The following is a 13475-nucleotide window of genomic DNA, read 5'->3' as shown; positions in this document are numbered from 1 at the left end:
CCTCAACGCTCCCGCGCATGGTTCTTGGTGTAGCGCGGCAGCTCCACCACCAGCGGCGCCCCGTTCAGCTTGACGCAACACGCCAAGCGGGATTGGGCGTCCAACCCCCAAGCGTCATCGAGCTGGTCTTCTTCTGCATCATCGGCGGGTTTGAGCGCGCTCAAGCCTTCGCGGATGTGGACGTGGCAGGTGGCGCACGCGCACACCTTTTCGCACGCATGTTCGATGGCCACGCCTTGCGCCAGCAAAGCGTCCACCAGTTTTTGGCCGGTGCGGCCTTCGAAACTCACCCCATCGGGGCAGAGTTCGGGGTGCGGCAGCACGCGCACCGGGGTGGGAGGTTTGGCGGTCGGGTTCATGCGGTGATGGCCTCGGCAAGGGTGTCCAAGCGCTGGCCAGCCAGCGCTTCACGCACCCGCGCATCCATGCGACGGGCAGCAAACGGGGTGGTGGCGGCGTTCAGGCCGTCGGTGGCTTTTTTCAGCATGTCGCGCAGGGCACGCTGTTCGTCCAGCTTGTGGTGGCCTTCTTCCTGGGCGGCGCATTGCTCCAGGCCGTCCGCCACCTCTTGCATGGCGCGCAGGATGACAAACTGCTCACGCGGCAGCAGCAACTCGCCGTCTTGGTGCAGGGCAGCGTCCACCGCGTCGAGCAAGCGGCGCGCTTCGAGTTCAGCTTCACGCAGCATGCGGGCGGCAGCGTCGGCTTCGGCGTTGCCGATGGCGGCTTTCAACATGCCGGCCACCTCGTCATTGGCCAGGCCGTAACTCGGTTTGACTTCAACGTGCGCTTGCACGCCCGAGGTTTGTTCTTGCGCCGTCACGCTCAACAAACCATCGGCATCAATTTGGAAGGTCACGCGGATGCGCGCCGCCCCCGCCACCATCGGCGGAATGCCGCGCAGCGTGAAGCGCGCCAGGCTGCGGCACTCGCTCACCAGCTCGCGCTCGCCTTGCACGACGTGCAGCGCCATGGCGGTTTGGCCGTCCTTGAACGTGGTGAAGTCCTGCGCCCGCGCCGTGGGCACGGTGGAATTGCGCGGGATGATTTTTTCCACCAAACCGCCCATGGTTTCCAAGCCGAGCGAGAGCGGGCAGACGTCCAGCAACAGCAGGCCGTTGTCGCCCGCCGCTTTGTTGCCGGCGAGCTGGTCGGCTTGAATCGCGGCGCCCAGCGCCACGGCTTGATCGGGGTCGATGCCGGTGTACGGTTCGCGGCCAAACAGTTCGGCCACGGCGCGGCGCACTTGCAGCAAGCGGGTGGAGCCGCCCACCATCACCACGCCGTCCACCTCGCTGGCTTTGAGGCCGGCATCGCGCAAGGCACGTTTGACCGGGCCGAGGGTGCGCTCCACCAAGTCGCGTGTCAGGGCGTCGAACTGGGCGCGGGTCAGGGTGGTGGCGTGGGTGCTACCGTCGCGGCTGCGGGTACACAGCAGGGTGACGAGTTCGTGAGCGGACAGCTCTTCCTTGGCGCTGCGCGCAGCAGCGCGCAGCGCACCGGCGTCTTCGGCATCCCAGGTGAAACTTGGGTCGAGGCTGCAAAACCACTCGACCAGGCGTTGATCGAAATCGTCGCCACCCAGCACGGCGTCGCCATTGGTGGCCAGCACTTCAAACACGCCACGTGTCAGGCGCAGCACGCTCACGTCGAAGGTGCCGCCGCCCAGGTCGTACACCACATAAACGCCTTCGTTGGCGGTGTCCAAGCCGTAGGCCACGGCGGCGGCGGTGGGTTCGTTCAGCAGGCGCAGCACGTTCAGGCCGGCGGCGCGGGCGGCGTCCTTGGTGGCTTGGCGCTGCGCGTCATCAAAGTAGGCCGGCACGGTGATGACGGCACCCACCAGCGCCCCGCCCAACGAAGCTTCGGCCCGGTCTTTGAGCGCCTTGAGCACCTCGGTGCCGACTTGCACCGGGCTTTTCACCCCCGCCACGGTGCGCACGCCCACGGCGCTGGGCCCCAGCGGCTCCAACGGGTAGGGCACGATGCCGGGGGCGATGTCCGCCGGTGCGCGGCCAATCAAGCGCTTGGCCGAAGCGATGGTGTTCAGCGGATCGGTAGACGCCAGGGCGCGGGCGGCGTCGCCCACCGTCACCGAGCCGTCGGCGGCGTAGTGGACGACGGAGGGCAGCAGCGTGCGCCCGGCCTCGTCGCCCAACACCACCGGCAGGCCGCTGCGGATCGTGACCACCAGCGAGTTGGTGGTGCCCAAGTCGATGCCCACCGCCAGCCGGTGCTGGTGAGGTGCGGCGGCCCGGCCAGGTTCAGCAATCTGCAACAGCGCCATGACGATCCACCTTTTCTTCTTCAGTCAGTCTGCCAACGGGGTGATTCCGGGTGCGCGCCCCCTCTCCCCGGCCCTCTCCCACGAGGGGAGAGGGAGACCCTGCGCCTTCAAAGCCCCTCGCCCCTTGTGGGAGAGGGGTTGGGGAGAGGGGAGATCACACCGCGAACGATTCACCGCAGCCGCAAGCGGCCGAGGCGTTCGGGTTGTGGAACTTGAAACCTTCGTTCAAACCTTCGCGCACCCAGTCCAGTTCGGTGCCGTCCAGCAGCGGCAGGCTTTGGGCATCGACGATGAGCTTGACGCCCTCGGTGTCGAACACCTGATCCTCCGGGCCGGTGGCGTCCACGAACTCCAGCGCGTAGGCGTAGCCCGAGCAACCGCTGGTCTTGACAGCCAAGCGCAGGCCCAGGCCCGAGCCGCGCTGCGTCAACGCCTTGCTGATTTGCTTGGCGGCCTTGGGGGAAACGGTCACAGCCATGATCGGGCCTCCTGTGCCTCAAACCGAGAACGAGCTGCCGCAACCGCAGGTGCTGCTGGCGTTCGGGTTCTTGATGACGAAGCGCGAGCCTTCGAGGCTGTCTTCGTAGTCGATGTCGGCGCCGACCAGGTATTGCAGGCTCATGGCGTCCACCAGCACGCGCACGTCGCCCTTGGTGATTTCGGTGTCATCGTCCTTGGCGGCGTCGTCAAACGCGAAGCCGTACTGGAAACCCGAGCAGCCGCCACCGGTAACGAAGATGCGCAGGCGCAGGTTCGGGTCGTTTTCCTCGGCCAGCATTTCACCGACTTTGGCGACCACGGCGTCGCTGATGTTGAGGGCGCTGGCGCCATCGGCCAGGGTCGGCATCACCGGCGGCATGGCCGGGGTCGAGCAAGAACCGCCGTTGGGTTGAGATTGGCAGGCCATGAAACTTCTCCTGAGGAATGGAAGGACAGGGATGACAGCGAAGGAGGCTCAGGAAGCCGGCGCGCAGGCCGCCTTCTCGATGGTGGTGGCGCTGCTGTTGGCTTTGGTGCGGTAGTCGTTCACCGCCGCCTTGATGGCGTCTTCGGCCAGGATGGAGCAGTGAATCTTCACCGGCGGCAGGGCCAGCTCTTCGGCGATGTCGGTGTTCTTGATGGCCAGCGCCTGATCCAGCGTCTTGCCCTTGACCCACTCGCTCACCAGCGAGCTGGACGCAATCGCCGAGCCGCAGCCATAGGTTTTGAAGCGGGCATCCTCGATCACGCCGGTGCTGGGGTTGACCTTGATTTGCAGCTTCATCACGTCGCCGCAGGCCGGGGCGCCGACCATGCCAGTGCCCACGCCGTCATCCGTGGCCTCAAAGCCGCCGACGTTGCGGGGGTTCTCGTAGTGGTCGATGACCTTGTCGCTGTAAGCCATGGGGATCTCCTCAAATCATCACGAAATCAGTGTTCAGCCCACTGCACGGTGGACAGGTCGATGCCGGCCAGGTGCATGTCCCACAGCGGCGAGAGGCTGCGCAGCTTCTCCACCGTGGCTTGGACGCGTGCGGCGGCCGCATCCACATCGGCCTCGGTGGTGAAGCGGCCGATGGAAAAGCGGATGGAGCTGTGCGCCACTTCGTCTGAGAGGCCCAGGGCGCGCAGCACATAACTCGGCTCCAAGCTGGCCGAGGTACACGCCGACCCAGACGACACCGCCACGCCCTTGATGCCCATGAGCAGCGACTCCCCCTCCACAAAGGTGAAGCTGATGTTCAGGTTGTGCGGGATGCGCTGCGTCAGGCTGCCGTTGATGCGCACTTCGGGGATGCTGCCCAGCTTGGCCAGCAGGCGATCACGCAGGGCGCCGATGCGGGCGTTTTCGGCCAGCATGTTGTCTTTGGCCAGGCGATACGCCTCGCCCATGCCGACGATCTGGTGCGTCGGCAGCGTGCCCGAGCGCATGCCGCGCTCGTGGCCACCGCCGTGCATTTGCGCTTCGATGCGCACACGCGGTTTGCGCCGCACGTACAGCGCGCCGATGCCCTTGGGGCCGTAGGTTTTGTGGGCGGACATGCTCAGCAGGTCGATGCACTGGCGGCTCATGTCCAGCTCGATCTTGCCGGTGGCCTGCGCCGCATCGACGTGGAACAAAATGCCCTTGCTGCGCAGCAGCTTGCCGATGGCGCTCACGTCTTGCACCACGCCGATTTCGTTGTTCACCGCCATGATGGACACCAAAATCGTGTCCGGGCGCAGCGCGGCGGTGAGGGTGTCCATCTCCACCAGGCCGTCGGCGTTCACTGGCAGGTAAGTCACCTCGAAGCCTGAGCGCTCCAGCTCACGCATGGTGTCCAGCACGGCCTTGTGCTCGGTTTGGACGGTGATGAGGTGCTTGCCCTTGCCTTGGTAGAACTGCGCCGCGCCCTTGATGGCGAGGTTGTTGGACTCGGTGGCGCCGCTCGTCCACACGATTTCACGCGGATCCGCACCGATCAAGGCGGCGACGTGCTCTCGGGCGATTTCCACTGCTTCTTCCGCCGCCCAGCCATAGGCGTGGCTGCGGCTGGCGGGGTTGCCGAACTGCTCGTAGAGGTAGGGCACCATGGCCTGCACCACACGCGGATCGACGGGGGTGGTGGCGGCGTAGTCCAAGTAAATCGGCTTGGCGGTTTCCATCGTCGGCACTCCAGAAAATGAGGGGAGTCGGGAATTGCGAAGGCTTTCGCAACCGCCGTGCCAAGCCAGGAAACTTCTGCAAGTGGTTGAAAGAAAAGGAGTTTTCTTTGGTCGGGTTTGCGCCGTGTCAACTTCTCGCAGGATGTGGCGGACAGCCGACTCACTGGCCTGTAGGTTTTGTCAGATGTTCGACGCGCCAACGCCGGCACCGGCTGTGCTTCCGGATGAGGTTTCACAGGAGATTTTCATGAACCTTTTCACCGGAGAAGCCGCCGACGAACTGTTCGGCGGTGACGTGCCCCCTCATGTGCGCGAACTGTTGCAGCAAGCCCGCCAAGCCCCCGCTGCCGAGCAGGCTGGGCTGTTGTGGACAGCCCAAGCCTGTTCACCTCAAACCCTGGCGGTGTATTACCTGCTGGCCAAGTGCCATGCCACCCGCCGCGAGCTGGCGTTGGCAGAACGCGCCGCACGCGGCGGTCTGCAACAGGCGGCGTGGCAAGCCGGTCTGCCCTCGGATTGGACGCTCGTTCAGCCTGGCGCCGCCGATTTCCAAGCCCTGGGCCCGGCGCGTTTTTGGCTGTTCATGCTCAAAGCGCTGGTGTTCTTGCGCACCCGCTCAGGGGATGGCGTGCAAGCCCGACAGTTGCTGGCCAAGTTGCAGCAACTCGATCCGTCGGCCAGCGTTGGGAGCGATGTGGTGGCGGCACTGGTGCAGTCGGTGCCACCGGGTTCGGGCGCTTAACCCCCCTTTGTTGCCAGCACACGCGCAGATCGTGCCGGCGTTGTGGGGAAAATTTGGAATCGAAATCAAGACGTGGGGGCGTCGGCGGCCACATCGGCGGCCACTCGCTCGGCTTGGCTCAACAGATGCTCGCGGAACACCCGTGCAATCGGACTCAGTGCCCGCACCTGACGGCACACCACATGCCACTGCCCCGCAAGCGGAAACCCCGCCACGGGCCACACTTGCACCCCGTGTTCACGCGCTCGACCGTGCAAGGTGTGTGCCGACAGCACCGACAACCCCAAGCCCCCCGCCACCGCCTCCTTGATGGCCTCGTTGCTGCCCAGCTCCAACCGCACCTGGGGCTGAAAACCCACAGCGCGGAAATGCGCATCGACCGCCATGCGCGTGCCCGAACCGCGCTCACGCAAGATGAATCGCTCGCCCGCCACATCTGCCAGCGTCAATGAGGTACGCCCTGCCAGGGGATGATTCCCCGGCCCAATCAGCACCAGGGGGTTGGTGAGGAACACCACGTCATCCAGCGCCCAGTCGGTGGGCGGCATGGACATGATGGCCAAATCATCGCGCTGCTCACGCAGGCGCTGGAGCACGCCGTCCCGGTTCAGCACTTCCAGGCGGATGTCGATGTCTGGATAGCGGGCGCAAAACCCCCCCAGTAAACGCGGCACGAAGTATTTGGCGGTGCTCACCACGGCCACACGCAAGCGTCCACCGGTCAGCCCCTTCCAAGCGGCGAGTTGCTGTTCCCAGTCGATCCAATCGTCCAGCATGCACCGGGCGGTCGTGGCCAGGGCGTGCCCCGCCTCGGTGAGCTGCACGCGCCGCCCCACCAAGGTGTAGAGCGGCAAGCCTGCCGCATCTTGCACTTCGCGCAACTGCATGGAGGCCGTCGGCTGCGTCACATGCATCACCCGCGCCGCCGCACCGACGCTGCCGTGTTCAGCCAAGGCGAGAAAGAGACGCAACTGCCGAAAACTGATGTTCATAGGGTTTTATCGATGAAACAGTGGGTTCGAATCGATTTTTCATGATGCGCTGTTCTTTTTAGCATCCGGGCCTTGATGCCATCGAACACAACCTCACCCCGGAACCTCAACCGATGAACACCCCAAGAACTGTGCTGGATCGCTGGATGCAAGCCGTTAACCAAGGCGATGTGGCCCATTTGCTGGCGCTCTACGCCCCCCATGCCGTGCTCATCCCGACCTTCTCCAACCGCCTGCTCAACACCCCCGACAAACTGCGCGATTACTTCGAAAAACTCGGCAGCCGCGAAGAACTCAGCATCGCGCTGCACGAAAAAACCCTCCTCACCCAAACGCTGGGTGAAACGGTTTTTGCACTGAGTGGGATTTACAACTGGCGTTTTGCCGTTGATGGCGAGCTGCTCAACTTTGAGGCCCGCTTCAGCTACCTGCTGGATCTGGCCCTCCCGGCACCCATCCTGCACCACCACTCATCGCAGATTCCGCGCATGGTGTGAGGATGTGCGGGGGACGGGCCACGCCGCCTGAGGTCAGCGCACCAGAATGTCGGCGCCGACGTGGCTCAATTGGGTGTGGCCGCAAAAGGCCATGCTCAAGTCCAGTTCCTTGTGGATGATTTCCAGCGCCTTCGTGACCCCCGCTTGGCCGAGCGCGCCCAGGCCGTAGAGGAAGGGCCGCCCGATCAGCGTGCCGCGTGCGCCCAGCGCCCAGGCTTTGAGCACGTCTTGGCCGGAGCGCACGCCGCCGTCCATCCACACTTCGATGTGTGAGCCCACGGCATCGACGATGGCCGGCAGCGCTTCGATCGACGACGGCGCCCCATCCAACTGGCGCCCGCCGTGGTTGCTGACGATGAGCGCATCGGCGCCGGTTTGCGCGGCCAGGCGGGCATCTTCCGCATCCATGATGCCTTTGAGGATGAGTTTGCCGCCCCAGCGGCGCTTGACCCATTCAACATCCGCCCACGACAGGCGCGGGTCAAACTGCTCGCCCGTCCAGCGCATCAGCGACGCCGGATCGCTCACACCCTTGGCATGGCCGACGACGTTGCCGAACCCGCGCCGCGTCGTGCCCAACATGCCCAGGCACCAGCGCGGTTTGGTCATCATGTTGACGAGGTTGGCCAGCGTCAGGCGCGGCGGCGCGGACAGGCCGTTCTTCAAATCTTTGTGACGCTGGCCGACGATCTGCAAATCCAGCGTCAACATCAGCGCCGAGCAGCCGGCGAGTTTGGCGCGATCGATCAGGCGTTCGATGAACTCGCGGTCGCGCATCACATAGAGCTGGAACCAGAACGGTTGTGTGGTGTGTGCCGCCACGTCTTCGATGGAGCAGATGCTCATGGTCGAAAGTGTGAAAGGCACGCCAAACGCTTCGGCGGCACGGGCGGCGAGAATTTCGCCGTCCGCGTGTTGCATCCCCGTCAAACCCGTGGGCGCCAGCGCCACCGGCATGGCCACGCGCTGGCCCACCATCTCGACGGCGGTGCTGCGGTGTTCCATGTTCACCGCCACGCGCTGGCGCAGCTTGATGTTTTGAAAATCGGCTTCGTTGGCGCGGTAGGTGGTTTCGGTCCACGAGCCGGAATCGGCATAGTCGTAAAACATGCGCGGCACGCGGCGCTGGGCCAGTTGGCGCAGGTCTTCGATGCAGGTGATGACGGGGGCCATGGCGGGCGGCCTCAGGCGGCGGACGCGGTTTCGGCGGGTTGCTGCTGGCCTTTGTCGGTCGCGCATTCATGGTCGCCGCCGCAGCCGCTGATGGGCGCGGCGTTGAGCGGGTGGCCGACAAACCCGGTGTCCGGATCGAAGCCGACTTGTTCGAGGTGCGAAGCCAGCATCGCATCCATGGTTTGAGCGTGGTTGACGAACCACTTGCCCAGCTCGGGCATGACGCGTTGCAACGGGCCGAAGTCTTCATGCTCTTTGGCCAGCCGCACGACCTCTTGCATGATGGCGAGCACTTGGGCATGTTGGCCGGTGTGGCAGTTGTCGTGGGTGAAGCCGGTGGCTTGCATCCAGCGGTCTTCTTGGCCGAAGTGGCCGATGGTGTGCTGCACCAAGGCTTCGTAGCGGGCCAGGCATTCGGCTTGGGCGGCAGGGGACTCGCCCCAAGCGGTTTCGGCGGCAGAGAGCAGCTCGACGAATTCCTGGTGGGTGGTGTCCATCTGCGGATGCGACAGGGCCAGTTGGTCAGACCAGACGAGGGTGGGCATGGCGGGGCTTTCTTGGGCGGAATGGGGGAGAGAAATGGGGGAATTGTCGGCGATGGCGGGAACGCCCATGCCGGCACAATCCTCCCATGAAGCCCTTCCCGCCCGACGTTCCTATCACCACCCGCACCCGCTGGCTGCGCCCCCTGTGGCTGATCGCCGGTTGGCTGGCGCTGCTCACCGGCTTCATCGGCATTTTTCTGCCGCTGCTGCCCACCACGCCCTTTGTGCTGCTGGCGGCGTATTGTTTTTCGCGGGGCTCCGAACGCTGGGAGCGCTGGCTGCTGGAACACCCCCAACTCGGCCCCATCGTTCACGACTGGCGCGCCACCCGCGCCGTGCCCCTGCGCGCCAAACAAGCCGCCACGGTGATGATGGCGTTGAGCTGTGCCATCGCCTGGTGGGCCATTGCTTCGTGGTGGAAGCTGGCGCCGGTCATCAGTTGTGTGATCGTCGGCACGTGGCTTTGGCGCTTGCCGACGCGGCGTTGACCCGCACCCCGCCTCAGTGCCCCAAGCGCCTCAAACTGCCCACCCGCACCCCCAGCAGTCGCAAGCGCCGCTCCAACACCGCCCGCTTCAAACACTGACCGGCCGCCCAGCGGATGCTGCGGGCGTCGGCCACCGGTTCGGCCAGCGTCAAATCCCGCGTCACGGTGTGGAAGTCGTCAAAGCGCAGTTTGATGCCCACCGTGCGCCCGGCGTAACCCTTGCGCTTCAGGTCGGCGGCGACGCGCTCGCACAAGGCGGTGAACTGGGCGCTCAGTTCGGGCTTGTCGAGCACGGCGTGCAAATCGCGCTCGAAGGTGGTTTCGCGACTCACGCTCACGGGTTCGCTGTGCGTCACCACGGGGCGGTCGTCCAGACCCTGGGCCGAGCGGTGCAGCCACAGCCCCGTGTGTCCGCCAAAGTGCTGTACCAACCACGCCAGCGACTGTGCGGCAAGCTGGCCGATGGTGTCGATGCCCAGCGCCGCCAGCTTGGCCCCCGCCTTCGGCCCGATGCCATTGATGCGCCGCACCGGCAGCGGCCAGATGCAGCGCGGCACGTCGGCCATCGTCAACACCGTCAGGCCGTTGGGTTTGTTCAAATCCGACGCGATTTTGGACAGCAGCTTGTTCGGCGAAATCCCCATCGAACAGGTCAAGCCCGTGGCCTGGCGCACGTTGTTTTGGATGTCCAGCGCCAGCGCCCGCACCCCGCCCAGCGGATCGTGCCCGACCACCGTCCGCACCCCCGGCACTTCGCTCAGATCGAGGTAAATCTCGTCGATGCCCCGGTCTTCGATCACCGGCGCCAGCTCGGCCACGGCGGCTTTGAAGCGGCGGGAGTAATCGCGGTAGCGGTCGAAGTCCACGGGCAGCAGCACCGCATCTGGCACCAGTTGCGCCGCTTTCATCAAACCCATGCCGGAATGCACGCCCAGCGCCCGGGCCTCGTAGGTCGAGGTGGTGATGACCCCTCGGCCACCGTAGTCACTGAGCTGGGCGAAGCGGCGTGTGCCGTCGGCAGCCTGGCGTGGCTGGAGCTGCGGTTGACGCCCGCCCACCACCACGGGACGGCCCCGCAACTCGGGGTAACGCAGCAGCTCCACGGAGGCATAAAAAGCATCCATGTCCAGATGCGCAATCAACCGGGACAGCCCACAAGACACCACAAAAACCCTGGATGAATCCACAGGCATTGTGCCGCCAGGGAGGTCACATCCCGCACCACACTTCACGCTTTTTTACGCTCAGGCCATGGTGGCCTAACGCTGGGTTTCGACCATGCACCCATCTTCTGTTTTCTTCTGTGAGGAGTTTGCAATGTCGAAGTTGTCACTGTCGGCCCGCCGTGCGCTGGGGGGTCTCTCGCTGGTGGCCATGATGGCCAGTGCCGTGGCGGTGGCCCAGCCCATGGAAGGGCGCGGCCCAGGTGGCGGCGGTCGCGGTGGCCCAGGCGCAGGGGGGTGTGAACCCCAAGCCATGGCGCCCAGCGTCCTGCCGATGGGCCCGGGGCTGGATCGCCTGCTGGAAGACATCAAAGCCAGCACCGAACAACGCGACCAGATCCGCAAAATCGTCCAACAAGCCCGCCAAGCGGAACAAGACAGCCAGCGCAGCACCCACGAACAACTGCTGCAAGCTTTCGTGGCCGCCGACGCCGCCAAGGCCGAGACCGCTCGCCAGCAAACCCTGTCGCGCCATGACGCCGCCAGCAAGCGCGCCAACCAAGTGCTGCTGGACGTGGCCAAGGTGTTGACCGCCGAACAGCGCAAACAACTGGTGGAACGCCTCAAACAACGTCAAGAAGGCGGCCCGGATCGCGACGGCGCCGCCAGCGGCACCCCACGTCGTTGACGCACAGGGGGAGGCGCTACCATGACGGTTTCCTTACTGAACGGGCACGTGTCCCCCCTGCCCACCACGATGGGCTGGGGCGGCGCGGCTGCCGACACCATGTCCGCCAAGCTGCTGCTCATCGATGACGATCACCGCCTCACCGCCATGGTGGGGGATTATTTGCGCGTCCAAGGCTACGACGTGAGCGTGGCCGGCTCCCTGGCCACCGGGCGCCAGATGCTGCTGTCCCAGCCGTTCGAAGCCCTGGTGCTCGACCTGATGTTGCCCGACGGCAATGGGCTGGACTTGACGCGGGAGCTGCGGGCCCATCCCCGCACCCGTCGCCTGCCGTTGCTGATGTTGACGGCACGCGGCGAGCCCATGGACCGCATCCTCGGTCTCGAATTGGGCGCCGACGACTACCTGCCCAAACCGTTCGAACCCCGCGAACTGCTGGCCCGTGTCAAAGCCTTGCTGCGCCGCGCCGCGCCGGAACCCGCCGCCGACGAAGTGCTGGTGTTTGGCCGCTTGGAAATCGACCTGGGCGCACGCGAAGCCCGTCTCGATGGCCGGCGCTGCGACCTGACCAGCCACCAGTTCGATCTGCTGGTGGTGCTGGCACGCAGCCCCGGGCGGGTGCTCAGCCGCGATCAAATCATGGATTCCCTCAAGGGCCATCCCATGGAGGCGTTTGACCGCTCGATCGATGTCCACGTCTCGCGCATCCGCGCCGTGATTGAGGAGGACGCCAAAAATCCGAAGCGGGTGTTGACGGTGCGCGGCACCGGCTACGTCTTCGCCCGCAAACAAGACATGGACGGCACGGACTGAGCCGAACCGAGCATGAAATCGCTGTACCTGCGCATCTGGCTCACGGTGGTGGTGGCGTTGGCGTTGTTTGCCATCGTCACCGGATGGATGATCCAAAGCCATCTGCTGCACGAGCGCACCCAAAAGGATGCCGAACTGGCCGAACGCATGGCCGGCTGGGGCGAGATGATCCAAAACTCGCTGCCAGACGCCTCGGCTCATCCTGGTGCGCAGGCCGAAGCCCTGCGTGCATGGTCACGCAAGCTGCGGGTGCCCATGGCGATGGACGATGCCAATGGACAACGCATCGGCGCTTCCGACGATTTCTACACATCAAGCCCACGCCCACCCATGGCCATTGCGCTGGACGATGGCCGCATCCTGTGGATGAGCCGCCCGCCACGTCGCGGCCCGGGCAGCGACCCGGACACGCCCCTGCGTGACCGGTCAGCCTTCCGCCCTGGGGAAGGTGCTCCTCCGCCGGGCGGCCTGAATGACCGGGGCCTGCCCGACTTTGACAACGCCCCACCGCCATTGCCGGGATGGCGCAAACTCGGCCCCCCGTGGCCCCCGTTCACACGCGACTTGACCGCCATGATCAGCTTATTGGCGCTGTTGTTTGTGGCCGTGGCGGCTGGGGCCTATCCGGTGGTGCGGCGCTTGACACGGCGGCTGGAGCATTTGCAGCAGGGGGTCGAGGCTTTTGGTGCGGGGCGGCTGGGGCAGCGTGTGAATGTCGAAGGGCGCGATGAGGTCGCGACATTGGCCCGCAGTTTCAACCAAGCCGCCGAGCGAATTGAGACCCTCATCCGCTCGAATCAAAACCTGCTGGCCAACGCCAGCCACGAGCTACGCTCTCCGCTGGCACGCCTAAAAATGGCGGTGGCCATGTGGGCCGACGCGCCCCCCCACGCACAGGCGAACCTGCACCACGAGATCAACGCCAACATCCACGAGCTGGACACGCTGGTGGATGAGGTGTTGTTGTCCAGCCGCTTGGAAGCTGGCGCCGCGATGACGATGGACGATCGGATCGATCTGCTGGGTTTGGCAGCCGAAGAAGGTGCCCGCGTCGGGGCCGATGTGGAAGGCGAAACGCTGACGGTGCTCGGCAGTGACCGGCTGTTGCGCCGCGCACTGCGCAATTTGTTGGAGAACGCCCGCCGCTACGCCGGTGACAACATCGCCGTTCACGTTCAGCGCGACGGTGCGGACGCGGTGCGGGTGGAGGTCTGTGACCGAGGCCCCGGCGTGCCCGAGGCTGAGCGCGAACGCATCTTCGAGCCGTTCTACCGCATGAGCGGCCACGCCGAACGCGAGGGCGGCGTTGGGCTGGGTTTGGCACTCGTGCGCCAGATCGCCCGGCGCCACGGCGGTGATGTGGTGTGTACGCCACGCGAGGCGGCGGCAGTTGTTTTGCGCTCACGCTGCCGGCGCAGCGCCTGCAAGCGTAGCGACGCTGGCGGCGCGCTCGGGGCGTAGCG

Annotated in this window: 16 protein-coding genes; 6 read left to right on the top strand and 10 right to left on the bottom strand. The window is 65.4% G+C overall.

The annotated features are described in order from the left end of the window. Nucleotides 1-2: 2 nt before the first annotated feature. The 6 genes from fdx to VITFI_RS08095 form a co-directional block, all read right to left on the bottom strand. Entirely contained in the window at nt 3-359 is a 357-nt protein-coding gene (fdx, locus tag VITFI_RS08120; protein ID WP_089416516.1) for an ISC system 2Fe-2S type ferredoxin, read from the bottom strand. After that, nucleotides 356-2287 carry a Fe-S protein assembly chaperone HscA gene (gene hscA, locus VITFI_RS08115; RefSeq protein ID WP_089416515.1) on the bottom strand — a complete coding sequence of 644 codons (1932 nt, stop codon included), beginning with the start codon at nt 2285-2287 and terminating at the stop codon, nt 356-358. Before hscA ends, fdx begins: the two co-directional genes overlap by 4 nt. Before the next feature lie 154 nt (nt 2288-2441). Beyond that, entirely contained in the window at nt 2442-2765 is a 324-nt protein-coding gene (gene iscA / locus VITFI_RS08110) for an iron-sulfur cluster assembly protein IscA (protein ID WP_089416514.1), read from the bottom strand. An 18-nt stretch (nt 2766-2783) separates the two neighbouring features. Next, on the bottom strand, nt 2784-3134 hold the full coding sequence (gene erpA / locus VITFI_RS08105) for an iron-sulfur cluster insertion protein ErpA (protein ID WP_198301730.1): 351 nt from the start codon (nt 3132-3134) through the stop codon (nt 2784-2786). A gap of 108 nt (nt 3135-3242) precedes the next feature. Further along, nucleotides 3243-3671 carry a Fe-S cluster assembly scaffold IscU gene (iscU, locus tag VITFI_RS08100; protein WP_089416512.1) on the bottom strand — a complete coding sequence of 143 codons (429 nt, stop codon included), beginning with the start codon at nt 3669-3671 and terminating at the stop codon, nt 3243-3245. A gap of 26 nt (nt 3672-3697) precedes the next feature. Next, nucleotides 3698-4912 (bottom strand): IscS subfamily cysteine desulfurase, encoded by a 1215-nt coding sequence (locus VITFI_RS08095; protein ID WP_089416511.1) that lies wholly within the window; start codon nt 4910-4912, stop codon nt 3698-3700. 247 nt (nt 4913-5159) lie between these two features. Here VITFI_RS08095 and VITFI_RS08090 point away from each other — a divergent pair, with 247 nt between their 5' ends. Beyond that, the gene (locus VITFI_RS08090; protein WP_089416510.1) at nt 5160-5654 is read left to right on the top strand and encodes a hypothetical protein; all 495 of its coding nucleotides are present in this window, start codon (nt 5160-5162) and stop codon (nt 5652-5654) included. Nucleotides 5655-5719: 65 nt separating this feature from the next. Here VITFI_RS08090 and VITFI_RS08085 read toward each other — a convergent pair whose 3' ends face one another. Continuing rightward, nucleotides 5720-6646, bottom strand: a complete 927-nt coding sequence (locus VITFI_RS08085) for a LysR family transcriptional regulator (RefSeq protein ID WP_089416509.1) — start codon at nt 6644-6646, stop codon at nt 5720-5722. Nucleotides 6647-6759: 113 nt separating this feature from the next. Between VITFI_RS08085 and VITFI_RS08080 the strand changes: the two genes are divergently transcribed. Continuing rightward, a complete protein-coding gene (locus VITFI_RS08080; RefSeq protein ID WP_089416508.1) occupies nt 6760-7143 on the top strand; it encodes a nuclear transport factor 2 family protein in 384 nt (127 codons plus the stop codon). A 33-nt stretch (nt 7144-7176) separates the two neighbouring features. On the opposite strand, the gene VITFI_RS08075 is transcribed toward VITFI_RS08080, so the two are convergent. Both VITFI_RS08075 and VITFI_RS08070 read right to left on the bottom strand, forming a co-directional pair. After that, nucleotides 7177-8316, bottom strand: coding sequence for an alpha-hydroxy acid oxidase (locus tag VITFI_RS08075; RefSeq protein ID WP_089416507.1), 1140 nt, complete (start codon nt 8314-8316; stop codon nt 7177-7179). An 11-nt stretch (nt 8317-8327) separates the two neighbouring features. Beyond that, nucleotides 8328-8861, bottom strand: coding sequence for a hemerythrin domain-containing protein (locus tag VITFI_RS08070; protein WP_089418040.1), 534 nt, complete (start codon nt 8859-8861; stop codon nt 8328-8330). Nucleotides 8862-8947: 86 nt separating this feature from the next. Between VITFI_RS08070 and VITFI_RS08065 the strand changes: the two genes are divergently transcribed. Next, nucleotides 8948-9349: a YbaN family protein gene (locus tag VITFI_RS08065; protein ID WP_089416506.1), complete on the top strand. Its 402-nt coding sequence runs from the start codon at nt 8948-8950 to the stop codon at nt 9347-9349. Nucleotides 9350-9362: 13 nt separating this feature from the next. Here VITFI_RS08065 and dinB read toward each other — a convergent pair whose 3' ends face one another. Then, nucleotides 9363-10541, bottom strand: coding sequence for a DNA polymerase IV (dinB, locus tag VITFI_RS08060; RefSeq protein ID WP_089416505.1), 1179 nt, complete (start codon nt 10539-10541; stop codon nt 9363-9365). A 124-nt stretch (nt 10542-10665) separates the two neighbouring features. On the opposite strand from dinB, the gene VITFI_RS08055 reads away from it, so the two are divergent. Genes VITFI_RS08055 through VITFI_RS08045 form a run of 3 tightly spaced genes read left to right on the top strand, consistent with a single transcriptional unit; the run spans nt 10666 to nt 13473 of the window. After that, nucleotides 10666-11199, top strand: a complete 534-nt coding sequence (locus VITFI_RS08055) for a Spy/CpxP family protein refolding chaperone (protein ID WP_157725606.1) — start codon at nt 10666-10668, stop codon at nt 11197-11199. A gap of 21 nt (nt 11200-11220) precedes the next feature. After that, on the top strand, nt 11221-12012 hold the full coding sequence (locus tag VITFI_RS08050) for a winged helix-turn-helix domain-containing protein (RefSeq protein ID WP_198301685.1): 792 nt from the start codon (nt 11221-11223) through the stop codon (nt 12010-12012). Nucleotides 12013-12024: 12 nt separating this feature from the next. After that, entirely contained in the window at nt 12025-13473 is a 1449-nt protein-coding gene (locus VITFI_RS08045; protein WP_089416503.1) for a HAMP domain-containing sensor histidine kinase, read from the top strand. Nucleotides 13474-13475: the final 2 nt, after the last annotated feature.

Source organism: Vitreoscilla filiformis (assembly GCF_002222655.1).
In the GTDB taxonomy this organism is placed as follows: Bacteria; Pseudomonadota; Gammaproteobacteria; order Burkholderiales; family Burkholderiaceae_C; genus Ideonella; species Ideonella filiformis.
The sequence above is the reverse complement of the archived record's forward strand: the minus strand, read 5'-3'. Positions and strand labels throughout refer to the sequence as shown.